Source organism: Bacillus sp. FSL W8-0183 (assembly GCF_038006825.1).
Lineage (GTDB): Bacteria > Bacillota > Bacilli > Bacillales > Bacillaceae > Bacillus > Bacillus altitudinis.
Genome location: NZ_JBBOVY010000001.1, coordinates 3,024,115 through 3,047,715, shown reverse-complemented (window position 1 = coordinate 3,047,715; position 23,601 = coordinate 3,024,115). Strand labels below are relative to the sequence as shown.

Below are 23,601 nucleotides of genomic sequence, written 5' to 3'. Positions count from 1 at the left end.
CGTAATAGTAATACTTTAACGGGAAAATGTAAGTTTGTGAAGGAATGTACGTGCAAAATCACAAATTTGATTTAGATTCCAGTTTACTTGGAAAGCATCTTGTCAATCCGTTTTAAGTGAGCCATAATAAAAATGAGCTTATGAGAAAGGATCTATTTATGAAAAATACATATTTGACTGGATATTTTCCGCTGATTTCAATTTTGCTATTCAGCTCTGCCTTTTCTATTTTTACAGTAGGTATCACGACTGACTTCTTGACCCAAGCAGGGATTTTAAAAGGAATGCTGGAATTTTTCTCTGAACAGGGCATTCGTCTTGCTTTATTTGCCGCATTTGCACTTGTTTATTTTATGATTTTATCTGCTTTAAAGCTCATTGCAGATACGGTGTTAGAGTTGGCGCTGCTCTTTTTTGCAAAGGACCCTGAAGGGGAGAACTTAAAGAAAATTCGGATTGCATCGGTTGTCTATTTGTTTGCCAGCTTACTTGCATTTCTATTGACGCAGCAGCTCATTTTGCTTGTTGGGCTTTTTGTTTTAGCAAGTCTCGTCTATTTTATCTGGGTTGTGGTACGCATTTATCAATCACTTTCCATGCTGAATTTAATTGGGTTTATGATGTTTAATCTGCTGTTTTGGGCCACGTTTTTGATCGGCATTTTGTACTTATTTATTAAGCTTTATAACAGTGTGATGGCGAGTCTGCCAGCTTAATCAGACGAAAGAAAGCATCCTCCGATTTATGGAGGATGCTTTTTTTATGGAAGAAACCGCTTCTGAATATCAGGTGTAGGCATCATACAGGATGTTTTTTGACCAAACCATTTGTAGCGATTCTTTGCAATGAGCTGATAAAACCAGTCACGGATTGGACGAGGGATCGCGAGGAGTAAATAGCTCCATCTGTATATCCCTTTTAAATGCCGCGCGGCTTTTAAGATGCCTGTTGACTTCATATAAAGGGTCCCATTTTCAATATAAATGAATGAATTGAACTCATCTAAAGGCAAGCCGTTTTCTTTTAAAATACGCTGCCCTGTATCTGATTGTAAAGAAGCAAACATCATCCGCTCATTCGGGTCGCGCTTGATGATAAACTGAACAGCACCACTGCACACGTTGCAGACACCGTCAAATAAAATGAAGTGAGAGGGTTGTGTTGAATGCATCGCAATCAAACCTCCTGTTTATCTAGCGTATTGCATAGTTTGTTTCCAAATACGTAAGTGCGGGCTTGAACTATAAATAGATTCAACGGTTCCTCTATCTCTTCCTACCCATACACCCATTGTGTATTGATCTGTCAGGCCAACAAACCAAATGTCTTTGTAGTCATTGGATGTCCCTGTTTTTCCCCCAATGTAAGGAGAATTGAAATTCGCCTTTTTCCCTGTTCCACTTTTCACAACAGAAGCAAGTAGCTTGCGCATTGTTTCATTTGTACGCTGAGAATAGATTTGCTTCGGCGACTCTTTCCACTTGTAAAGGGTTTTGCCGTTTAAGTCTGTGACCTTTGTAATGGAGTGATTTCGCGTATAGGCACCTTGATTGCCAAACACGGTATATGCATCGGTTATTTCTAGCGGCGAGAAGCCTTTTGTAAATCCTCCAAGTGCAGAAGGGAGGCGGTAATCATCTGCGACAATATGTTCGAATGAAAACTTTTCTAAATAGCTGAAGCCTTTTTTGACACCGACTGTATCAAGCATACGAATCGCTGGTGTATTGTAAGAGTTCTTAAAGGCTGTTTCAAGTGTTACAGTTCCATACGTTTTATGATTATAGTTTTGCGGGCAATATCCGCTACTGCAAAACTTGCCGGCACTGATTTTGCTTGATGCCGTGGCACCGGTTTGATCAATATAAGGGCCATAATCTAACAGCGGCTTAATGGCGGAACCTGGTTGTCTTTGCGCTTGATAGGCGTAGTTGAAATCAAACTTTTTATAATTCTTCCCGCCAGCAAGTGCGACGATTTGATGGGTTTGGTGGTTAATGACTGCTGAACCGCCTTCCACACCTTGATAAGGTAATTGTGCATTGAGCTGATAGACCGCTCTTTGTTGTAAGGAAGGGTCTAGTGCTGTATAAATCTTCACACCATCTTGAAGCAATGCACTGACCTTTTCTGATAATTCTTTTTGAATTGCCTTTTTTGCGCCAGCTGTTTTGGCTTTTTTCAATCGTTTTGTAAAGCCTTCCTGATCAGACACCAGATCGGTAAATTCTTCATTGGCGTATGTCACATAGTCAGGGTAAAGATTTTTCTTTTCACTTAAGGACAAGCTGATTTTTTCTTTCACTGCTTTTTTGTATTGCTTCTTAGTAATGACACCATCTTTTTCTAAAATACCAAGCAGCCGTTCCTGGCGTTTCTTTGTATGTTTGAATTGTTTCAATGGGTCATACAGCGTAGGGTTGTTAGGAATCGCAGAAATAAATGCCATCTGTGCAAGTGTCAAAGAACTAAGCGGCTTATCAAAATAGTAATTAGCCGCAGAACCGACACCGTAAACCCCGTTACTGAAATAAATCGTATTTAAATAGCTTTCGAGAATTTCCTCTTTTGTAAATTTTCGCTCGAGCTCATAGGAATAGAGCAGTTCTGTAAACTTTCGGCTGAATGAACGTTCATGACTTAAATATAAATTACGGGATAACTGTTGTGTGATGGTGCTAGCGCCTTGGCTAATGCCATGGTTTTTCACATTTGCAGCAAGGGCACGAATCACGCCCATAAAGTCAATGCCTTTATGGTCATAAAAGTTGCGGTCCTCTGATCGGAGGAACAGCTCCTTGACGGAATCAGGAATTTTATCGTACTTCACGAAAACACGGTTCTCATCGTTTGATACGATCTCAGAGATAAGAGAACCATCTCGATCATACATATAACTGTTTTGGGAAAAGTCTACCTTTTCCAGCTTGATTTTTTGATCAAGCACTTCGTTAACAGGTTTTACACTTGCGGCTTCTTCCTTTGATAGATAAAAAGTCAGAACAAATAATGGAATGAGGGCAACAAGTAATAACCATCCAATGATTGCACGAAACATGAGGTCACTCACTTTCTTCGGATTTCTAGCCATATCGTACCATTCTTTTGCGATTACGAGAAGGTTATTTTTAGAAAAGAATAGACGTGAAGTCTAGTAAACAAGGCATTTAGACAGAAGAAAAGAGTATCTGATGATGGATCAGACACTCCTCTCTTTTGTCTTTGATTGTGAGCGGACCGCCCATAAAAATAATGCCCCGAAAAGGAAAATGCCGGCGGTAACATAAAAGACAGCTGGAATTCCGTAATGACTCGCCACAATGCCGCCTATAACGGGTCCGACGACATTTCCAAGAAAGCGGAAGCTGACATTGTAACCAAGCACTTCCCCTTGCATAGAGGCAGGCGCTTTGATGCGAATGTAGGCCGTCGTACAAGGAATGATGCCACCTAGTGCCATCCCGTATAAGAAACGGAAGATGACTAACATCCCGTAGGAATCTGCCATCGCTTGCGGGATAAATAAAATGGAGGAGAGGATGAGAAGGGCAAGCAGCACCTTATCGTGACCAATACGATCTCCAAGGTCTCCCCATTTCCGTGTAAACAGCAAATTGCCAAGCCCCGTTGCAGAAAACGCCAGACCTGCATAAAAGGCAAGGTTGACTGGGCCGTGTAAATCATGAATGTACAAGGCTAAAAGCGGCTGAATACTAAAGTTCCCGACTTGCGTAATGAATGTGAGAAGCATGGTGACGACAAGTAAAGGCTGTTTGAAAATATGGACAAGGACGTCCTTCCGTGAGTAAGAAACCCGTTTTGCTTCTTTTGAACGGATCGGCTGTTCTTTCACACCGAAGATAATGACAATCGCTGACACATATATGACAGCAGCTGTTAAGAAAAATGTATAAATGAATCCGACACTGTCTGCCATAAATCCACCCATTAATGGACCAAATAACCCTCCGGCGACATTACTCATCTGCATCGTACCAAGGGTCTTACCGGCTGTTGCCTTTTCGGTCTGTGCAGAAATCAGTGCCATCGAAGTCGAAATAAAGCCTGTCACAAGCCCCATGAAAAGCCGTAACGCAAATAGTTGATAAACGGTTTGAACAAGCCCCATTAATAAAATGCTTGTTGCAATCCCAATGCCGTTAATGAGCAAAATCTTTTTATAGCCATGCCGGTCACCAATCCGTCCCCAAATTGGAGAAATGAGAAAGGCTGTTAAAAACGTAACCCCAAAGACATAGCCGCTCCATCTTTGAACAAATTCATTCGAATAACTGCTATCAAGGGACTCTATGTAAAGTGATAAAAAAGGGACGATCATTGTAATGCTGGCAGATACAAAAAAGTTCACAAACCACATGATGTACAAGTTTTTCTTCCTGTTTGTGATAAAGACCACCTTCTTTATTTATTTCGTGTTCCTTAATAATTATAAAGGAAAATAAACGATCTTTCATCTGATGAATAGGTTGGGCATAGTGAATCTGCATTATTTTCACGAAAATGAAGTGATTTCAAAGTCCGTCTTAATATAATAGTAGCAGGATGGAAAACAGACGAGAAAGTGGGGTGAGACTGATGGAACAGAAGACGCTGCTTGTGGTCGATTTTGAATTTACGATGCCTGATGGGAAATATCATCCGCAAAATTTTTTCCCGGAAATCATTGAGGCCGGTGTCGTTAAAGCATCAAATGAAACGATCATAGACACATTCTCAAGCTATGTCAAACCGAAAAAGTTCCCGAAGCTGACAAAGCGCTGTAAATCGTTCCTTGGCATTACGCAGCAGGATGTAGAAAGCGGGATTTCTTTTGAGGCGTTTATCGAGAAGCTCGTGTCACTCGATGGGGGAGAAGACTGTGAGATTATCACATGGGGAAATATGGACATGAAGGTACTGAAGCAAAACTGTATGCTCAATCATATTGGCTTTCCTTTTAAGGGGAATCAAAGGGATCTGGCTTTTGAATATAAAACCTTTTTTGGGGATAGAACACTCACAGGACTTCGGAAAGCAGCTAAGGAGTACGGCAGTGAAGGAGCTGGTAAGCATCATAAAGCACTCGATGATGCCATGACCACTTATCAGCTGTTCACCCTTTTTGAAAAAGATCGATCCTATGTGGAAAATCCGCAAACAACCAAAATTGGTGAACTCATTGACTTCTCTCACTTTTTTGATTCGGCAGATTAGCGGGCGTCTTCTGGAAAATAATCTTTTTCAAGAGAAGAGAGGCACGCTCTTGATTTTTCAGCCCACTTGGAATCATCCGCACTGAGCCCTTTTTTCAATTTGTCTACGGCGTCTTTCAGTGATACTTGATAATCAGGTATGTCGCCATCATAAGGCTTGACCATATGATGAGGGATGTTCGTCTGTTCCTTAAAGGCCAAAGCCCGTCTTTCCTGAAAAAAAGGTACGTCCGCTTCTTTTGGATGATGCAGGTCACCTTGAGTGGGGTGTGTTAAAACCGCTTTTACTTGAACGAGATAAGTAGATGGTTTAACGGCTGTCACTTCCCCAATGTAAACACCTGTTTTGTAAAAACCTTTCACGATTTGTCCAATCTGAATGTCTGTCATATGAAATTCCTCCATTTCCTTCGCATAAGAAGGTATTTCCTTTCTTTTAGCCAATATAGTGAAGTAAACGAGCAAAAGGGGGAAGAGCGGAACATGTCGTTCATCATATTCTTTCTACTGTATTTTCCTGAAGATAAAAGGGAGTATATCCCTGCGGCAATCACGACGGTGCTTTTCTTTGCTGCTGCATTTATTTGCTTTCGTCTGATCGTTCGTGCTTCTAAGAAGCAGGAGCAGATCGATGAAAAAAGGACAAAAAAAATGGATTGATCATTTTCTTCTTGTATCTTCAGGAAACTTCACGGTGACTGTTGTACCAGACTGCAATGAGCTTTTGAAACGAATGGTTCCATGATGATTTTCAATGATGGAAAATGTCACTGTCAACCCAAGCCCTGTTCCTTTATTTTTCAATGTGTAATAGGGTTCACCAAGCTTTTTCATTTGACTTTCTGACATGCCTACACCGTTATCAACGAAATAAAGGCAGATTCGATGATTTTCTTTTGAAGCAAATAGTTCGATTTTACCTTCGTGTTCGGGCGCTGCTTCGATTGCATTTTTGATTAAATTAATCATGACTTGTTTGATTTTCGTTTCATCACCTTGGATGTATAAGTCTGGTTCAATCGATTGATGAATCGTGACCGACTTAAAATTCGCATAGGATGTCATCAGCGATGCACACTCTTCAAGTAATTTAGATAAATTGAGAGACTCAATTTGATAATAATTTTGTTTCGCAATATCAAGATAGCTCGTAATAATATCCTGCGCACGGTCAAGTTCAGATAAAACGAGATTTTTATAATCTTTATTGGTTGACGGCTCTTTCGTATTGTCACTTGAAAAGAGCAGTTGGATAAATCCTCTCACCACCGTCAGTGGATTGCGGACTTCATGGGCGACACTTGCTGCAAGTTCACTCACAATCGTCAGTTTCTCTGATTGGACAAGCTGTGTTCTCATTTGCGCATTCTCTTTCACAAACTCAATGGAATAAATACTCAGCACAAGAAAGAATATGTAGTAAAGAGTTGAGAAAAATAATTCGAGCAGCTTTTGTTGCATAATGAATGCAGGGCTGTACTCAATTAAGCTGACCACAAGCAGTCCAATGTAAATAAACATCCCTTTTGATAACGCAATTAGGACTCCGTATAACAGCTTTCTCTGCTTAGAATATTGGCGCCATTTCCGGTAAAGCAGGAAAGGAATGAAAAAGTAAATCGGTACAACAATCAATCCAACCCATAAAAAAGAGCCATACATCACGAACTTTACGGTTGAACTAACTAAGATAGCAACGATTCCGGCGGTATATCCCCCGTATAAAATAGCCAGTACAAGGGGAATCGATTGAAGCCCAGTCTGCAAATCTAAAATCGAACCAACTGGATACATAATACATAGTGCTGATGAAATGGATGCAAATATGGTGATGAGCAGTTTATTCGTTTTAGGGAAATGAGCAGGGGTCCGGCTTAGCCATAGTGCATGATATAAAAAGATTGGAAATAGAATAAAAGATACATGGAGCAGAAAATCCTTGAACATTTCCATTTAAATGCTCTCCTCGTAAATAATTGTAATTCCTCTCATTATATCATTTCATGTACAAAGTAGATATGATAATAGGAGGGTTTTTTTCTTTAAAAAGAACACCCGTTAGGATGTTCTTTTGATAGAAATGGTTTTATTCGGATGATAGAGTGAATGCTTGATGAAGGCGCTTCAGACCTTCTTTTACTGTTCCGGCAGGACAGCCTAGATTCATTCGAATAAAGCCGTCTCCTTCGTGCCCATATACGTTTCCGAGCTCTAGTATGACCTTGCCCTTTTTCAGCAGATTACGTTTCAATTCTGCTTGAGTGAGCTCATAATCACGAATATCCAGCCACAATAGATAAGAAGCATCTGGTTTCATATAACGCATGTTCGGCAGATATTCATCAATATAATCCATTGCGATCTTCATATTATTTTCGAGGTAAAGAACAAGTGAATCAAGCCACTCATCTCCGTGGCGATAGGCCGCCTCCATGGCAGGAATCGCAAAGGCATTCAGTTTGGACAATCCATTTCTTTGCAATTCATTGGTGAAAAGGGTTCTTTTTTCTTCATCAGAAATGATAATGGCAGATGCCTGAAGACCAGCTAAATTAAATGTTTTACTCGGTGCAATACACGTTACCGTGATGTTAGCTATCTCATCAGAAAGGCTGGCAAAAGGCACATGCGGCTGTCCGTAAAGCATCAGATCCGAATGAATTTCATCTGACACGACGGTGACACCGTACTGTATACATAGATCTCCTACACGCTTTAATTCCTCTTTTGACCAAGCTCTCCCTGAAGGATTATGCGGATGACAAAGAAACATCAGCTTTGCTTCTGGTCTGCTTAATTTTTTCTCTAAATCATCAAAATCCATCATGTAACGGTTGTTTTCTATTTTTAAAGGATTGGTTGAGACGATACGTCCGTTTCTTTCAATCATTTGATAGAAGGGCGTATACACCGGTGACTGAATGACCACTTCATCATTCGGAGCTGTAAAGGCTTGTACCGCAAAACTAAGTGCTGTCACGATACCTGGTGTGAAGGTGACGGCATCTGTTTGTATCGTCCAACCGTGTCTTCTTTTGAGCCAGTCAGCTACTGCTTGCTGCGTTTCCTGATCCTGAAATGCATAGCCGAATACACCGTGATCTAATCGTTCTTTTAAAGCATCAAGCACGACTTGGGGCGCTTTAAAATCCATATCTGCTACCCACATTGGCAACGCATCTGTTGTCAGGAACAAAGACTCTGCTTGATCCCATTTGACTGATTTTGAACCTTTACGTATGATCTGTTCGTCGAAATTCATGAAACCCACCTCTAGCCGTTTTTCAACCACTCTTGGTTGTGCTAAAATAAACATCACAAAATTTATTATAAGCGGTGATCCCCATGAAAGATAGTCAAGCTGTAGAAGAGATGATTCAAATCATTAAGGCATGGGACCCTTTTCAGTATGGAGAGGACTTTTACGAAACGGAGCCTGCTGACGTCATCAGTGCCTTATACGACGCAGAAGACCCGTTATCTTTCGCGAAAGACATTCAAGCCATTTACCATCACTCATTTGATCAGCTTCTTCCGATGGAAAGCTGTCAGCATATCGCAAATCAGCTTTTTATCATAAGAGAAGGTAGCTCCTGCTCGTTTTAAGACAGGCTGAAATGACCAATTTGATCAGACACAAAGACCGGATTTTCCTCAGGGATGAGGTGCCCGGTTTTTTTTAATGCGTGAAAGGTTGAATGCGGCAGATCCTTGTGCAGTCTTTCGCCAATTTGAATAGGAACGATCCGGTCTTCCTCCCCCCAAATCAGCAGGACAGGTGTCTCCATTTTCTTTAAGACATCCGACGCTAAATCGCCTTCCCTGTGCCGAATCAAACGAAAAATACCTCTGAAAATTTGGTCATCTGAAAAAGGCTTTAAATATCCGTCCACCATCTCTTGATCAATAATCGAATGATCATGCACAACAGCGGTTAAATTTTTCATAATACCTTGCTTGAACAACTTTCTTTTTAAATAGAGATAAAAATAAGGAATATAAGTGCTGTAAACAAGCGACTTTTTGGACTTATTCATATACCCTGAACTGCATAAAAGAACGGCTTTTTCAAATAGGTCGGGACGCTCAGAGGCAGCATATAAAGCAATTTGTCCCCCCATGGAATGCCCCACGAGGATCGCATGCTGAATCTGCAAATAACCAGCTAGTTCAATGATGATTTTTGCCATGTTGCGATAGCTGTAAATGAACGTATTTGATTTTTCGGACTGCCCGAATGGAGGCAGATCAATCGCAATTAAATTGAAGTCTTGTTTCAGAAGCGGGATGAGCTTTCGATAGCTGAAGGTAGATGAGAAAAGGCCGTGAATCAAAATCAATGTCTTCTTACCTTCATTTGGATAGTGTTCGTAATAGATATCTAAACCGAATTTACTTTTCATATAGGATGGCTGTACAATGTCCACACTCATCAACTCCGATATTTGATACTCACTCTCTGTTAGGTGACTGTATTGTACCCTAAAAAGTGGATTTTAAGCTACGATTAGAATCTTTTCCCTGCTTAGCATAATGGGAAAAACGTGCTATAATGTTCAGAAGATTTTTTAAAACTAGCTTTTTACAATCAGAGGTGTGAAATCAATGAAACTAACCGAAAAAGAAACTGAAATATTAGAGATTTTAGATGAAAACAGCCGCGCCGATTTAAATACAATTGCAAAAATGGCAGGTGTGACATCAGAAGAAGCAGAAGCCATTATTCAAAAGCTCGAAGATCAAAAAGTCATTATTGATTATTCGACCATGATTGACTGGCGAAAAGTAGACGGACACGAAGGCGTTACAGCGATGATTGATGTGAAAGTGACCCCAAAAAGAGGCGTCGGTTTTGATGAAATTGCTGAACGCATTTACAGGTTCCAAGAAGTGGAGTCCGTGTATTTAATGTCAGGCGTGTATGATTTATCTGTTGTGATCAGAGGAAGATCCATGTCTGATATCGCCCGCTTCGTATCTGAAAAATTATCGACACTTGATTCTGTTGTTTCAACCACTACCCACTTTATTTTGAAAAGATATAAGCATGATGGGAAAGTCTTTGAAACAGGGGATGATGACAAAAGAATCGTGGTGTCTCCTTAAATGAAAAAGTCTTATTTATCTGAAACGGTACAAAGCATTCAGCCGTCAGGTATTCGGAAATTCTTTGATTTGGCAGCCACAATGGAAGGGGTTATCTCCCTAGGGGTCGGCGAACCGGATTTCGTGACAGCTTGGAATGTGAGAGAAGCCAGTATTATGTCTTTAGAGCAAGGACTGACCTCTTATACAGCAAATGCTGGGCTGCTCTCTTTGCGAAAAGAATTGAGCCATTATTTATATAAGCGGTTTCACATTGAGTACAGTCCTGAAGAAGAACTCATTATTACCGTTGGCGGCAGCCAGGCGCTTGATTTGGCCTTTCGCGCCATTTTAAACAACGGGGACGAAGTAATCATCCCAGAGCCTTGTTTCGTCGCATATGGGGCTCTGACGACACTTGCGGGCGGTGTACCGGTTTATTTAAGTACATCGGCTGAAAAAGATTTTAAAGCCGATTCTGCTGATCTTCGTACGAAGCTGACGCCGAAAACAAAAGCCATCTTGCTATGCTCTCCATCAAACCCAACAGGGTCTGTTTACTCGAAAGAAGAGCTTGAAGATATTGCTCAGTTTGCAAAGGAGCATGATCTTTTAATCATCACAGATGAGATTTATGCAGAGCTGACGTACGATGAAGCTTTTACGAGTGTGGCGGCGATTCAAGATATGAAGGAAAGAACGATTTTGATTTCCGGTTTTTCCAAAGGGTTCGCTATGACAGGCTGGCGCTTAGGCTATGTGGCAGCACCGCCAGTCCTCCGTGATGCCATGCTGAAAATACATCAATATTCTATGATGTGTGCACCAGCTATGGCACAATATGCCGCAGAAGAAGCATTAAAAAATGGACTTGAAGATGTGGAGAAAATGAAGAAAAGCTACAGAAGGCGCCGTAATTTGTTTGTCGGCTCTCTCAATGAACTTGGACTCACTTGCCACCAGCCAAACGGAGCGTTTTACGCTTTCCCGTCCATTAAAAGCACAGGAATGACTTCAGAACAATTTGCTGAGGAGCTGCTGCTTAGCGAGAAAGTAGCGGTTGTCCCTGGAAATGTATTCGGTCCAAGTGGTGAAGGACATATTCGTTGTTCATATGCGTCGTCACTCGATCACTTGCAGGAATCACTTTCAAGAATCCAGCGTTTTTTACAAAATAGACAAGTGAAAGAAGAAGCACCTGCTATCTTAAAATAAAAAAAGGCATCAATCCATCTGGACTCATGCCTCTCAAATTAGGGGGGAATACTAGAAAGCATTCTTGTTTTCAGGTATTCCCCCTTTTGAACTGATCTAAACCCAATTAAAAAATATTTTGCGTAAAAGAGCGTTCTGTGATATAGTTTTTAATTGCGTATAAACGAATATTAAAACATTTATTTAGGAGTTGTTATCATGGCGACAAAGTTTGAAGTAGGCAGTGTTTACACTGGTAAAGTAACAGGATTACAAGCGTATGGTGCGTTTGTTGCATTAGATGAAGAAACTCAAGGACTTGTGCATATTTCTGAAGTAACACATGGCTTTGTAAAAGACATCAACGAGCACCTTTCAATTGGTGACGAAGTACAAGTAAAAGTTCTTTCTGTTGATGAAAATGCAGGTAAAATCAGCCTTTCTATCCGTGCGACACAAGATGCACCAGAAAGAAAAGAAAGCAAACCAAAGAAACAAAGACCACAGCAAGCGAAAGAAGAAGCTGCTGCACCACAAGGTTTCAATACACTGAAAGATAAACTTGAAGAGTGGATTGAGCAATCTAACCGTAAAGACCTTATCAAGAAATAAAAAAAGCACCGCTTCAAACGGTGCCTTAGGCTGCCTCGTTTAGGCGGCCTTTTTTATGTCTTTTTGTTTAGCGAACCTCTGGATTTGGCTCGTCACGGCGGACAGCTTCTTCACTAGGTTTGAACAACAGACCAAGATTGACAAGACCTGCAATTCCAACAAGACCATAAATAATACGTGATAATGCAGCACCTTGACCGCCAAAGATCGCTGCTACTAAGTCAAATTGAAAAAAGCCGATTAGTCCCCAGTTAATAGCACCGATAATCGTGAGCACGAGGGCAATACGCTGAATAGCACTCATCGTGATTCCTCCTTTCGCTACAGTATCAATACATTTATATTTTGCAGATTTTTAGCCAAACTATGCGTAAGAAAATGGATGAAAGCAAATTACTTTACTTTTGGAATGAAAGAGGCGCATAATGTAGCGCGAGGAGGAGATCACATGGATCGATTTACTTATTGGAACCCAACGAAATTAATTTTTGGAAAGGGAGAAGTATCAGCCCTTTCAGATGAACTAAAACACTACGGAAAAAACGTATTGCTTGTATATGGTGGAGGCAGCATTAAACGAAATGGCCTTTATGACCAAGTTGTCAGCATCTTAAAAGAATCAGGAGCTGCAATCACTGAGCTTGCTGGTGTTGAGCCCAACCCGCGCTTAACAACGGTTAGAAAAGGGGTTGAGCTTTGCAAAGAGAACCAAATTGACTTTATATTGGCAGTCGGCGGCGGTAGCGTGATTGACGCAACAAAAGCGATCGCAGCTGGTGCGAAATACGATGGAGATGCTTGGGATATCGTCACTCGTAAGCATGTCCCAATGGAAGCTATCCCATTTGGTACAGTATTAACACTTGCCGCGACAGGTTCTGAAATGAACTCTGGCTCCGTCATCACAAACTGGGAAACAAATGAGAAATATGGATGGGGCAGTCCAGCTGTCTTCCCTAAATTCTCTATTCTTGACCCAGTCAATACATTTACTGTGCCAAAAAACCATACGATTTATGGCATGGTCGACATGATGTCTCACGTGTTTGAACAATATTTCCATCACACGGAGAATACACCTTACCAAGATCGTATGTGTGAAGGACTTCTTCGTACGGTCATCGAAACAGCACCAAAGCTGATCAATGATTTGGAAAACTATGAGCTTCGTGAAACGATTTTATTCACAGGCACCATTGCACTAAATGGAATGCTTTCAATGGGCGCACGCGGAGACTGGGCATCTCACAATATTGAGCATGCGGTATCCGCTGTGTATGACATCCCTCATGCAGGCGGTCTTGCGATCTTGTTCCCGAACTGGATGAAGCATGTCATTCAAGAAAACCCAGGTCGCTTCAAGCAATTAGCAGTGCGTGTATTCGATGTAGATCCTGCGGGCAAAACAGACGAAGAAGTTGGCTTAGAAGGAATCGAAAAACTTTCTGCTTTCTGGACAAGTCTAGGCGCACCAAACCGTTTAGCTGACTATGACATCAACGATGAGAAAATTGATCTGATTGCAGACCGTGCAATGGCACGTGGTGAATTTGGTCAATTTAAAAAGCTGAACAAAGAAGATGTTCTAGCTATTTTAAACGCTTCTTTATAATCGAACATGGAAAAGATAGCTGCTTTTAAGCAGTTATCTTTTTTGAGTTCTGCATGTACATATGTTACAGTAGTCTTTCATGTTTTTGGATATAAATGTTTTAAGGAGATGTAGAACAGATGGAAAACTTTATTTACTATAATCCAACGAAATTGATGTTTGGAAAAGGACAACTAGACGGACTAAAAAGCGAACTCGCTCGTTATGGAAAGCGAGTGCTTCTTGTATATGGTGGAGGCAGTATTAAGAAAAATGGTCTTTATGATAAGGTTATCAGCGCTTTAAATGAAGCAGAGGCTGACGTATTTGAACTGTCAGGAGTCGAACCGAACCCTCGTCTCACTACAGTGCAAAAAGGGATCGACATTTGCCAAAATGAGAACATTGATTTCTTATTAGCAGTTGGTGGGGGAAGTGTCATCGACTGTACAAAAGCCATTGCAGCTGGAGCAGAATATGACGGGGATGTTTGGGACATTATCTCAAAGAAAACAACCGCTCAAAAAGCATTGCCGTTTGGCACAGTGCTGACACTTGCGGCAACTGGTTCAGAAATGAATCCAGACTCTGTTATCACAAACTGGGAAACAAATGAAAAGTACGTGTGGGGCAGTTCAGTCACGCACCCTGCTTTTTCAATTTTAGATCCTGAGCACACATATTCTGTGCCAGAGAATCAAACGGTGTATGGCATGGTTGATATGATGAGCCATGTATTTGAACAATACTTCCATAATGTCAAAAACACCCCTCTACAAGATCGGATGTGTTTTGCTGTTCTTCAAACAGTCATCGAGACAGCGCCAAAGCTACTTGAAGACTTACAAAACTATGAGCACCGTGAAACCATCCTTTATGCAGGAACAATTGCTTTAAATGGCACGCTGCAAATGGGTTACTTTGGCGACTGGGCATCACATACGATTGAGCATGCAGTATCAGCAGTCTATGACATTCCGCATGCAGGTGGACTTGCGATCCTCTTCCCAAACTGGATGCGTCATACACTTGATCATAATGTCGAACGTTTTAAAAACCTCATGTTGAACATGTTTGACATTGAGACAGAAGGAAAATCGGATCGTGACATCGCATTAGAAGGAATCGACAAGCTGTCAGCCTTCTGGACAAGCCTCGGTGCACCGAGTCGTTTAGCGGATTATGATATTGGTGAAGATCAACTGGACAAAATTGCTGACATCGCAGCAAAAGAAATGGAATATGGTGGTTTTGGTAACTTTATGAAACTTGACCGTGATGACATTTTAGCGATTTTGAAAGCTTCTCTATAATTTGGATGGCCGCTTCTCTTCATGAGGAGCGGCTTTTTGCTGTACCAATGACGATCACTTGATTTCAATAGCTAGTTCCGCTAAAGTGAAAGGGACAGAACTAACGTAATGGAGGGCTTACAAGCGATGACACATATTCAATTTGACTACTCGAAAGCGTTACCTTTCTTTCAAGAACATGAGCTTACATATTTAAAAGATTTTGTGAAGGTGGCCCATCATAATATTCATGAACAAACGGGTACTGGCAGTGATTATTTAGGCTGGGTTGACTTACCGAAGCAATATGATCGCGAAGAATTTGCCCGCATTAAAAAAAGTGCAGAAAAGATTAAATCTGATTCTGATGTATTACTCGTTGTTGGAATTGGTGGTTCTTATCTTGGCGCACGTGCGGCCATTGAGTTTTTAAACCATTCTTTCTATAATAGTTTGCCAAAAGGCAAACGCAAAACACCGCAAATCATCTTTATTGGAAACAACATCAGTTCTTCTTATTTAACAGATGTAATGGATCTGCTAGAAGATGCCGATTTCTCCATTAATGTGATTTCAAAATCTGGTACAACAACAGAGCCAGCCATTGCGTTCCGTATCTTTAAAAAGCTCCTTATCGAAAAATATGGTGCTGAAGAAGCGAAAAAACGCATCTATGCAACAACTGACAAGGCACGCGGGGCACTCAAAACATTAGCAACTGAAGAAGGCTATGAATCATTTATCATCCCTGATGACGTTGGCGGACGCTATTCCGTCTTAACAGCAGTTGGTCTATTGCCAATCGCTGTAAGCGGTGCAGACATTGATCAAATGATGGAAGGTGCTGCCAAAGCAAGTGAAGACTTCGCATCATCTGAGCTCTCAGAAAATGCGGCTTATCAATATGCGGTTGTCCGTAATGTTCTTTACAATAAAGGACGGACAATTGAAATGCTGATTAACTATGAGCCAGGCTTACAGTACTTTGCGGAGTGGTGGAAGCAGTTATTCGGCGAAAGTGAAGGGAAAGATGAAAAAGGAATCTATCCTTCATCTGCGAACTTCTCAACGGATCTTCATTCACTTGGTCAATATGTACAAGAAGGAAGAAGAGACTTGTTTGAAACCATCGTGAATGTAGACAAGCCACGACATGAACTTGTCATCGAAGCAGAAGAACAAGACCTTGATGGGTTAAACTATCTTGCAGGAAAAACGGTTGATTTCGTTAATAAAAAAGCATTTGAAGGCACAATGCTTGCTCATACGGATGGAAAAGTACCGAACCTGATTGTGACAATTCCTGAAATGGATGCTTATACATTCGGATATCTCGTGTACTTCTTCGAAAAAGCTTGTGCGATGTCTGGGTATTTACTAGGCGTCAATCCATTCGACCAGCCTGGAGTAGAAGCGTATAAAGTGAACATGTTTGCTTTATTAGGAAAACCGGGCTTCGAAGAGAAAAAGGCAGAACTTGAGAGCCGTCTCAAACAATCATAAGAATAAAAGGCACATCTTTGCATAAGGTGTGCCCCAGATTGTTGACAAAGGGCTAAAATGAACTGTATTTTAGCCCTTTGTCTTCTTTTTAGCGTGATAGAAAACCTTTGAAGTCTAGGAAGGACGAGTACTGGAGCGGAGCGAATTTGACATTCGTGAGCACCAGTGCGCAGGACTGACAACGAATGCGAGGGTTTGTCTACACGCTAAGGCACATCTTTTCATAAGGTGTGCCTTTTTTTATGTTCTCATGGTGTCAGTGCAAGCCTCCCTAAGCTCTGTACATAGAATAATCAATGGAGGAGGTTGATGAAGCGATGAGAACAAATCATATTTATATCCATGACATTTCCGGGCAGGCCATCGTTAACTTTGGGAATGTTGGACGGATTTGTCCAATGAGTGCTACGAAAGAAACATCAGGAGCGGGCAGTGCGAACGAGACAAATGCATCATCCAGCCAAAGCTTATTTGATGCTGCTTTTACAAACAATGTGCAAATCACGAAAGGCAAATGTATGAATTCCTCTCTTTAACGAACCCTATACAAAAAGGAGGGTTCTGTATGATTCATGTACCATCTAGGCTGACTGGTGAAAGCTTTTCACTGTACCATTTAGAAGAAAACATGAAGCCGCTCGGATATGTCATTAATGGGAATTGGGATTATGATCATGGATATTTTGATTATAAAATTGACAACCGTGACGGCTATACCTTTCTCAGAGTTCCGTTTACAGCCGAGAAAGGACAGCTGGATCAGCCAGGCGTTGTGGTGAAAATGGGACATCCATTTCTCTTAAAGCATGTCTATCAAGATAAATTAGATGACCATGCGATGGTTGGAAATGTAGGGGCATCTTTTAACCAATTCCAAGAACCGAAAGAGAAAGACGGAGATGTGTCAAAGGCTTATGCCGAAATTGGCTTTTCACTCGTCAAAGAATTAGAAGATGTACTGCTTTAAAAGCTGATCAGCTCATCCTCTGGATGAAGCTCATATCCAAAAGGAGGATTCATCATGGGTCCTTCTTTTTTTTGTACGCCTACAATGATCACATGATGCTCTAAAAAGTGATGAAGTGCCGTTAAGAATGTCTCTCCAGCTAATGAAGCCGGTACTGGAATGATGGTGATCTGTTTATGGAGGGTCATGTTTCTTTTTATTTTTAACGCCATGAGCTGTTCTTTTAAAAGAAAATGCTCCACCATTAAATGATTCACGGCATCAGAAGTATGGATGACTTGATTGGCGCCAGCCCGCTCAGCATTTTTCACATAGCGATCGGTTAAAATTTCAATTAAACAATATAACGAAGGGTTTAATCCTTTTGCCGCAAGCAAGGTTAAGACACTCTGCATATCAGCCGTCACTTCATTTTCATGCTGGTCGGCGGTAATCATCAATGTATCAGCACTCATAATATTTGCTCTGCGAAGTGTGGCATCCTCTGTACCATGGCCTTTAATAAAATGGACATTCTCTAAAAGAGGTCCTTCCTTTAAGGAATCATCAATGAGTACAATCGGCATGGCGGGATCAATGGTTTGAAACGATTGAAGCAGTTTGTTCGTTTTCTCATTCCAGCCGACAATGATGAGATGTCCCTTCCCCTTGAAAGCCACCTTTCCCTCTACATAATGGTGCTGTTTGCTAAATACAGCGGCAGCAAGCGTGGCAAAATATGCAGTGACAAAGCTGGCGCCGATCAAAATAAGCGCCATCCCTGCTACTTGCCCAGGCATGGTTTGCGGCACAAAATCACCATAGCCTACCGTCGCGACTGTAATGAGAGCCCACCAGATCCCATCAAAGATCGTATGATACTGCTTTGGTTCAAGTATGACGATTAATTGTCCAAAAAAGAGAAGCAAGAAACAGATGATGATCGCAATGCGAACATAAAGAGGCCATCTTAGCCAGGCAATGAAGATACGGTTTGATTTCATCGAACTCGTCCTTTCAGGGAGACTGCTAATGTCAGTATGCCCGATTAGGAAACAATTTTTCATCATCGTCATGTATTGAAACAGAACCCATATCTTAAAATAAGAGAGAAGAAGGAGGGAATGCGAATGTCGTTTGTTCAAAAGACCGTACTTCTTTTTATTGGCGCACACTTTTTATCATCTGCGGTGATTTTACTCGTGTTTGATTTAAATGCGGTGAACCATTTTATGAATAATTTCTCGTGGCTTCGTTTTTTTCAAGACCTATATGGAACAGTGACATTTTATACAGCATGCATCGGAATGTTCTTCTTTTTCATTGGTGTAGTGATTCCCCTTAAAAAGACCTAGTGCTTTTTGCTGTACACGTTACATAAAAGTCATTAAAATTGTAAATAAATATATAAAATAAAAAGGAAGCTGATGAGCATGCTGTTTTTTTATTTTTTAACATTTGCCGCATTGGGATTGTCTTTTTGGGCACAATTTAAAGTAAAGAATAATTTTGAAAAGTATTCAAAGGTTGAAGCTGCCAGTATGAAAACAGGTGCTGAAACCGCTCGATATATTTTAGATCGCAACGGGTTATACGATGTACCCGTTGAACCGGTAAGAGGAACTTTGACTGATCATTACGACCCGACGCAGCGTGTGGTTCGTTTATCTGAACCAGTGTATTATGGCTATTCCATTTCGGCCATTTCAGTCGCATCACACGAGGTTGGACATGCCTTGCAGCATCAGGAATCCTATGGTGCGCTTGTCTTGAGACATAAGATCTTCCCTGTCGTGAACTTTGCATCTGGTGTTGCCCCGCTTCTTTTCCTAGGTGGATTATTGCTCGGCAGCCTTAACTTAATCGGGCTTGGGATCGTTCTGTTCTCAGCTGCTGTGTTCTTTCAGCTAGTGACATTGCCTGTTGAGTTTAACGCAAGTTCTCGTGCAAAGAATATCATTGTTTCAGAAGGAATCATTAGAAGCAGTGAAGAAAGAGGCGTGAACAAGGTGTTAAATGCCGCAGCTCTTACGTACGTAGCAGCGGCCCTTGTCTCCCTGTTTGAATTGCTCCGTTTTGTAATGATCTTCCTAAATGGCCGTAATGATTAATTGACGCCAGAGGAGGTGAGCCCTTACCCGTGTTAGGTAAGGGTTTTTTTGTATATTTTAAACGTATTTTTAGTCCTATTACTCATTGCTGCGACAGCATTTTTTGTTGTCACTGAATTTGCGATTGTGAAAATTAGAGGCTCAAAAATCAATCAGCTGATTGAAAGCGGTGATAAGAGAGCCATTCATGTTCAGAAACTGACAACCAACCTTGATGAATATTTATCTGCCTGTCAGCTTGGCATTACCATCACGGCATTAGGCTTAGGGTGGTTAGGGGAGCCAACAGTGGAACATTTCCTGCATCCGCTTTTTGAAAAGGCAGGGCTTCATTCCGCTTTGACAGACATCATATCGTTTATCATTGCCTTTGTGATCATTACGTTTTTGCATGTTGTCGTTGGGGAACTTGCTCCCAAAACGATTGCCATTCAAAAGGCAGAAGCCGTCAGTCTTGTGACGGCAAAACCTCTTATTTTTTTCTATAAAGTCATGTACCCGTTTATTAAAGCATTAAATGGGGCTGCACGAGGCATTGTGAAATTATTTGGTTTTCATTCTGTCAAAGAACATGAAGTGGCGATCAGTGAGGAAGAATTGCGTCTCATCCTGTCTGAAAGCTACGAAAAGGGCGAGATCAACCAATCTGAATACAAATATGTCAATAAAATATTTGAATTTGATAACCGAGTGGCGAGAGAGATCATGATCCCGCGCACAGAAATCTCTGCCATTGAAATTGAACAGAGCCTGGAAGACGTGACGCATTATATGCTGAACGAAAGGTATACACGTTATCCTGTCATTAAAGAAGACAAAGATCATGTCATTGGTGTGATCAATAGCAAAGACGTATTTAAAGCAAGTTTTCTCAATCAAGAGGTGTCCATTGAAGACTTAATGCGCCCTGTCATTCGTGTCATTGAAAGTACACCGATTCAAGAACTGTTGATTTTGATGCAAAAGGAACGGATTCATATGTCGGTGCTTGTAGATGAATACGGCGGAACAGCAGGTCTCGTCACAGTTGAAGACATATTAGAAGAAATTGTGGGCGAGATTCGAGATGAATATGATCAAGATGAAACCCCGCATATTGTGAAAAAAGGTGACTTCCACTATGTCATGGATGGAAAAGCCTTGATCGATGAAGTAAATGATTTATTGGATTTAGCGATTGAAAATGATGATGTTGATACAATTGCCGGCTGGATGATGACGCATAAAATTGATTTTGACATTGGTGATATCATTGAAGCAGAAGGCTGTGAATTTAAAATTGTCGATGCAGAAGATCATCATATTCGAACCATAGAAGTAAAAAAGGTTCACTTTTCCTAAAAACCTCGGAGCTATTGACGAGGTTTTTTTGCTTGGTAAACTTTAGGTAAGAAGATTTGTTTCTGCCAACCGGCAGTGATTGGTTTCACATAAAAAGGGTATGGTTTTATAGACATGATCAAAAGGAGCCAGTGAAATGAAAAAAATCAACGTACAAACAGACAAACACGATGACATGATAGACATTACCCATGAAGTTCAGCAATATGTCCGGGAAACTGGGATTCAAAACGGAACGGTTATGGTCTATTGTCCACATACGACGGCTGGAATCACCATTAATGAAAATGCCGACCCAGACGTCAAACGTGATATGCTGCGCCGGCTTGACGAAGTCTTTCCGTGGGAACATCCAAAAGATCGTCATATGGAAGGCAATACAGCAGCGCATATGAAAGCTAGTTATATGGGAGCATCTCAGCACGTTCTTGTCCATCATGGTGATCTTGTGCTTGGAACGTGGCAGGGAATCTATTTTTGTGAGTTTGACGGACCGAGACATCGTCACTTTTATGTACAGGTGTCATCTAACGAGTAAGGGCGGGGGAGAAGATGGGAGAATTCACAGCGTTACTTCAAATTGAACATGGCATCATTCAAGCACCAATGGCAGGAGGAGCGGTGACGCCGCAGCTTGTCACCGCTGTTTCACAATATGGGGGCCTCGGCAGCTTAGCAAGTGGTTATGTACAGCCTGAAAAGATGAGGCAGCAAATCAGACAGGTCAAACAGCTGACATCTCGTCCATTTCAAGTGAATGTGTTTGTCCCTGAACCCATTTCAGAAACGAAAACAGAAGATGTATCATTTTGGACAGATCGGCTGCCTGTCATACCAGAAGCACAGATAATCCCTAGCGAAGAAGAATTATGGAAGGACTATGAACAAAAAATCAACATTCTTCAAGAAGAAGAAGTCCCAGCTGTGTCGTTTACATTTGCCTGTCCAAACGAACAAACAATTCATCACCTGAAACAAAAGGGGATCTTTCTCATCGGAACAGCTACAACAAAAAAAGAAGCACTGCTTTTAGAAGAAAAAGGAATGGATGCCATTGTTCTTCAAGGAAGCGAAGCAGGAGGGCACCGAGGCACCTTTTTACCTTCAAAGGGAGATGCTCTGCAGGGACTTTTCTGCCTGATCAGTGATGTCAAGTCTGTCTGTCATATCCCATTGATTGCAGCTGGAGGTATCACAGACAGGACCACTATGAAAGCAGCACTAGCACTTGGAGCAGATGCGGTTCAAATAGGGACACGATTTTTAGCGAGTCAAGAAAGTGGTGCGGCAGATGTGTACAAAAAGGCGCTGTTACAGGCAGAAGGCAGTGAAACAGCGATGACACGGCTTTTCTCTGGAAAAAAAGCCAGAGGTATTGTCAATCAGTGGATGGAGGAAGAAAGACGAAATGAAGACCGGGTTCTTCCCTATCCTATACAGCATGTATGGACAACACCGATGCGAAAAGCGGCAGCTGCTACAGGAAACCCAGAACAAATGGCTCTTTGGGCAGGTCAGGGGGTTGGCCGTATTCATTCCATTTTAACCGTTGAAGAGATCATGCATGAACTCACGCAGATATAATTTGATGATGGGTGGTGTGACAGGATGGAAATCTTAAAACATTCATATCGGAAAAAAGGACAAATTGAATTTCTATTTGATGATTTTCCGCACTCCCCTGCCGTTCTTACCCCCATTCGTCATTACTATTTCGTTCGTTATGTGAAATGGAATCAGCACGACCCTCCAGTCACAAGAAACGATCTAGAAGAAATGGAAATCCTAGCAAACACAATGCTTGGCACGCTCCATGATTACCGAAAACGTAAGGCATATAAAGGCCCCTTGTCATAACCTATAGACAAGAGGCCTTTTTTAGCTGCCAAACATTTGCCTGAGATAAATAACATCCATCCTAGTAGTCTGCGGCAGTAAATAAGCGGACTGAACCGCCCCTGGCCGTCTTCTGGCATTTAATTTATCGATAATCTCTGCAGCTGTTAAGATCCCAAGCCCATGCCCATAATATTGATCTTCCCCTAAGTAAATCACATTTTCTCCGCGCCATTGAGACTGTTGATAGCTAAACTCTGGATTCTCGAAATATAGGCAATCCCCATAAATAAAATCATTTCCGCGCTCTGTATAAATGGACAATGTATCATAGTGCCAGTCATACAGTGTTAAACTTCTAAGTCTTCGATTGAACTTCTCGTCTCCTACCGTTTGCAAGACTCCCATATAAAACACAATGACAATCGCTGTGGCACATTCAAAGGCATATTTTGAGCCATTTTCAAAGATGTCTTTAATCCCTGTAGATGGCTCGACTTGATAGCGCAGTTCTAACGCTCCGGCCTCTGATACACGCCAATAGGCGTCATTCGCACGGGACCTTTGAAAGATAGCAAATGAGGCACCGCTCTTATTCAAATCTCTTGCCGCATTCATGATATTCGATCTTAAAGTCACCTCAAATAACAAATCAGATGCCTGCCTATAACGGAACGTATCATTTGAGGCTTGTAACTGCATCAAAATGATCCGCTTTTGTCCTTCTAGCTGAAACGATGCCAGCTGCTCATTTGTCACTGGCTGTCCTGAAAGGATAATCATATGAAAAGCGCCCCCTTTTGTATTAGCGTATGCGGGATGCTTGGGCAAGGAATCAATTTGTGAAAATAAACAAAAAGTCATCCTTTTTATTTGA

General features: G+C 41.4%; 28 protein-coding genes. 18 read left to right on the top strand and 10 right to left on the bottom strand.

Annotated elements, in window-relative coordinates; translation table 11 throughout:
- Window positions 1–158 precede the first annotated feature (158 nt).
- Entirely contained in the window at window positions 159–716 is a 558-nt protein-coding gene (locus NSQ64_RS16220) for a YufK family protein (RefSeq protein WP_017367952.1), read from the top strand.
- A gap of 44 nt (window positions 717–760) precedes the next feature.
- Here NSQ64_RS16220 and NSQ64_RS16215 read toward each other — a convergent pair whose 3' ends face one another.
- From NSQ64_RS16215 to NSQ64_RS16205, 3 genes are all read right to left on the bottom strand, one after another.
- Window positions 761–1,171, bottom strand: coding sequence for a thiol-disulfide oxidoreductase DCC family protein (locus tag NSQ64_RS16215; RefSeq protein ID WP_017358953.1), 411 nt, complete (start codon window positions 1,169–1,171; stop codon window positions 761–763).
- An 18-nt stretch (window positions 1,172–1,189) separates the two neighbouring features.
- Complete coding sequence (locus NSQ64_RS16210) at window positions 1,190–3,091, bottom strand: transglycosylase domain-containing protein (protein WP_024719722.1); 1,902 nt, start codon at window positions 3,089–3,091, stop codon at window positions 1,190–1,192.
- A gap of 108 nt (window positions 3,092–3,199) precedes the next feature.
- Window positions 3,200–4,378, bottom strand: a complete 1,179-nt coding sequence (locus NSQ64_RS16205; RefSeq protein WP_220482436.1) for an MFS transporter — start codon at window positions 4,376–4,378, stop codon at window positions 3,200–3,202.
- 218 nt (window positions 4,379–4,596) lie between these two features.
- Between NSQ64_RS16205 and kapD the strand changes: the two genes are divergently transcribed.
- Entirely contained in the window at window positions 4,597–5,214 is a 618-nt protein-coding gene (gene kapD, locus NSQ64_RS16200; RefSeq protein ID WP_008345814.1) for a 3'-5' exonuclease KapD, read from the top strand.
- On the opposite strand, the gene NSQ64_RS16195 is transcribed toward kapD, so the two are convergent.
- Window positions 5,211–5,603, bottom strand: a complete 393-nt coding sequence (locus tag NSQ64_RS16195; RefSeq protein ID WP_144665868.1) for a kinase-associated lipoprotein B — start codon at window positions 5,601–5,603, stop codon at window positions 5,211–5,213. The genes kapD and NSQ64_RS16195 overlap by 4 nt on opposite strands.
- A gap of 93 nt (window positions 5,604–5,696) precedes the next feature.
- On the opposite strand from NSQ64_RS16195, the gene NSQ64_RS16190 reads away from it, so the two are divergent.
- Window positions 5,697–5,873: a hypothetical protein gene (locus NSQ64_RS16190; protein WP_008345810.1), complete on the top strand. Its 177-nt coding sequence runs from the start codon at window positions 5,697–5,699 to the stop codon at window positions 5,871–5,873.
- On the opposite strand, the gene NSQ64_RS16185 is transcribed toward NSQ64_RS16190, so the two are convergent.
- Both NSQ64_RS16185 and NSQ64_RS16180 read right to left on the bottom strand, forming a co-directional pair.
- A complete protein-coding gene (locus NSQ64_RS16185) occupies window positions 5,874–7,166 on the bottom strand; it encodes a sensor histidine kinase (protein ID WP_008345807.1) in 1,293 nt (430 codons plus the stop codon).
- A 133-nt stretch (window positions 7,167–7,299) separates the two neighbouring features.
- A complete protein-coding gene (locus NSQ64_RS16180; RefSeq protein ID WP_212360827.1) occupies window positions 7,300–8,475 on the bottom strand; it encodes a MalY/PatB family protein in 1,176 nt (391 codons plus the stop codon).
- A gap of 83 nt (window positions 8,476–8,558) precedes the next feature.
- On the opposite strand from NSQ64_RS16180, the gene NSQ64_RS16175 reads away from it, so the two are divergent.
- Window positions 8,559–8,819, top strand: a complete 261-nt coding sequence (locus NSQ64_RS16175) for a DUF1871 family protein (protein ID WP_039169729.1) — start codon at window positions 8,559–8,561, stop codon at window positions 8,817–8,819.
- Here the strand turns inward: NSQ64_RS16175 and NSQ64_RS16170 are convergent.
- Window positions 8,816–9,640, bottom strand: coding sequence for an alpha/beta fold hydrolase (locus NSQ64_RS16170; RefSeq protein WP_017358960.1), 825 nt, complete (start codon window positions 9,638–9,640; stop codon window positions 8,816–8,818). The genes NSQ64_RS16175 and NSQ64_RS16170 overlap by 4 nt on opposite strands.
- A gap of 178 nt (window positions 9,641–9,818) precedes the next feature.
- Here NSQ64_RS16170 and NSQ64_RS16165 point away from each other — a divergent pair, with 178 nt between their 5' ends.
- The 3 genes from NSQ64_RS16165 to yugI all read left to right on the top strand — a co-directional run bounded on the left by NSQ64_RS16165 (window position 9,819) and on the right by yugI (window position 12,104).
- Window positions 9,819–10,319, top strand: a complete 501-nt coding sequence (locus NSQ64_RS16165; RefSeq protein WP_007500517.1) for an Lrp/AsnC family transcriptional regulator — start codon at window positions 9,819–9,821, stop codon at window positions 10,317–10,319.
- On the top strand, window positions 10,320–11,513 hold the full coding sequence (locus tag NSQ64_RS16160; RefSeq protein WP_039169726.1) for an aminotransferase: 1,194 nt from the start codon (window positions 10,320–10,322) through the stop codon (window positions 11,511–11,513).
- A gap of 198 nt (window positions 11,514–11,711) precedes the next feature.
- Window positions 11,712–12,104, top strand: coding sequence for a S1 domain-containing post-transcriptional regulator GSP13 (gene yugI / locus NSQ64_RS16155; RefSeq protein WP_024719717.1), 393 nt, complete (start codon window positions 11,712–11,714; stop codon window positions 12,102–12,104).
- A 67-nt stretch (window positions 12,105–12,171) separates the two neighbouring features.
- Here the strand turns inward: yugI and NSQ64_RS16150 are convergent, their stop codons facing one another.
- On the bottom strand, window positions 12,172–12,408 hold the full coding sequence (locus NSQ64_RS16150) for a DUF378 domain-containing protein (protein WP_008345792.1): 237 nt from the start codon (window positions 12,406–12,408) through the stop codon (window positions 12,172–12,174).
- Window positions 12,409–12,552: 144 nt separating this feature from the next.
- On the opposite strand from NSQ64_RS16150, the gene NSQ64_RS16145 reads away from it, so the two are divergent.
- The 5 genes from NSQ64_RS16145 to NSQ64_RS16125 all read left to right on the top strand — a co-directional run bounded on the left by NSQ64_RS16145 (window position 12,553) and on the right by NSQ64_RS16125 (window position 17,457).
- On the top strand, window positions 12,553–13,716 hold the full coding sequence (locus NSQ64_RS16145; RefSeq protein ID WP_017358962.1) for an iron-containing alcohol dehydrogenase: 1,164 nt from the start codon (window positions 12,553–12,555) through the stop codon (window positions 13,714–13,716).
- A gap of 119 nt (window positions 13,717–13,835) precedes the next feature.
- Window positions 13,836–15,008, top strand: coding sequence for an iron-containing alcohol dehydrogenase (locus NSQ64_RS16140; protein WP_058336858.1), 1,173 nt, complete (start codon window positions 13,836–13,838; stop codon window positions 15,006–15,008).
- A 126-nt stretch (window positions 15,009–15,134) separates the two neighbouring features.
- Window positions 15,135–16,490: a glucose-6-phosphate isomerase gene (locus NSQ64_RS16135; protein WP_024719715.1), complete on the top strand. Its 1,356-nt coding sequence runs from the start codon at window positions 15,135–15,137 to the stop codon at window positions 16,488–16,490.
- 317 nt (window positions 16,491–16,807) lie between these two features.
- Window positions 16,808–17,026, top strand: a complete 219-nt coding sequence (locus tag NSQ64_RS16130; protein ID WP_025207892.1) for a spore germination protein — start codon at window positions 16,808–16,810, stop codon at window positions 17,024–17,026.
- A gap of 29 nt (window positions 17,027–17,055) precedes the next feature.
- On the top strand, window positions 17,056–17,457 hold the full coding sequence (locus tag NSQ64_RS16125) for a YugN-like family protein (RefSeq protein WP_024719713.1): 402 nt from the start codon (window positions 17,056–17,058) through the stop codon (window positions 17,455–17,457).
- On the opposite strand, the gene NSQ64_RS16120 is transcribed toward NSQ64_RS16125, so the two are convergent.
- Window positions 17,454–18,440 carry a potassium channel family protein gene (locus NSQ64_RS16120; RefSeq protein WP_041091818.1) on the bottom strand — a complete coding sequence of 329 codons (987 nt, stop codon included), beginning with the start codon at window positions 18,438–18,440 and terminating at the stop codon, window positions 17,454–17,456. The genes NSQ64_RS16125 and NSQ64_RS16120 overlap by 4 nt on opposite strands.
- Before the next feature lie 126 nt (window positions 18,441–18,566).
- On the opposite strand from NSQ64_RS16120, the gene NSQ64_RS16115 reads away from it, so the two are divergent.
- From NSQ64_RS16115 to NSQ64_RS16090, 6 genes are all read left to right on the top strand, one after another.
- Window positions 18,567–18,791: a hypothetical protein gene (locus tag NSQ64_RS16115; RefSeq protein WP_160758042.1), complete on the top strand. Its 225-nt coding sequence runs from the start codon at window positions 18,567–18,569 to the stop codon at window positions 18,789–18,791.
- Window positions 18,792–18,872: 81 nt separating this feature from the next.
- Entirely contained in the window at window positions 18,873–19,547 is a 675-nt protein-coding gene (locus NSQ64_RS16110; protein WP_341018345.1) for a zinc metallopeptidase, read from the top strand.
- A gap of 48 nt (window positions 19,548–19,595) precedes the next feature.
- Window positions 19,596–20,888 (top strand): hemolysin family protein, encoded by a 1,293-nt coding sequence (locus NSQ64_RS16105; RefSeq protein WP_024719710.1) that lies wholly within the window; start codon window positions 19,596–19,598, stop codon window positions 20,886–20,888.
- A gap of 136 nt (window positions 20,889–21,024) precedes the next feature.
- Window positions 21,025–21,426 (top strand): secondary thiamine-phosphate synthase enzyme YjbQ, encoded by a 402-nt coding sequence (locus NSQ64_RS16100; protein WP_007500538.1) that lies wholly within the window; start codon window positions 21,025–21,027, stop codon window positions 21,424–21,426.
- Window positions 21,427–21,440: 14 nt separating this feature from the next.
- Window positions 21,441–22,472: an NAD(P)H-dependent flavin oxidoreductase gene (locus NSQ64_RS16095; RefSeq protein ID WP_341017300.1), complete on the top strand. Its 1,032-nt coding sequence runs from the start codon at window positions 21,441–21,443 to the stop codon at window positions 22,470–22,472.
- Window positions 22,473–22,496: 24 nt separating this feature from the next.
- On the top strand, window positions 22,497–22,745 hold the full coding sequence (locus NSQ64_RS16090) for a hypothetical protein (RefSeq protein WP_017358966.1): 249 nt from the start codon (window positions 22,497–22,499) through the stop codon (window positions 22,743–22,745).
- Between the two features lie 21 nt (window positions 22,746–22,766).
- On the opposite strand, the gene NSQ64_RS16085 is transcribed toward NSQ64_RS16090, so the two are convergent.
- Window positions 22,767–23,507: a protein-glutamine gamma-glutamyltransferase gene (locus NSQ64_RS16085; protein ID WP_008345763.1), complete on the bottom strand. Its 741-nt coding sequence runs from the start codon at window positions 23,505–23,507 to the stop codon at window positions 22,767–22,769.
- Window positions 23,508–23,601 lie beyond the last annotated feature (94 nt).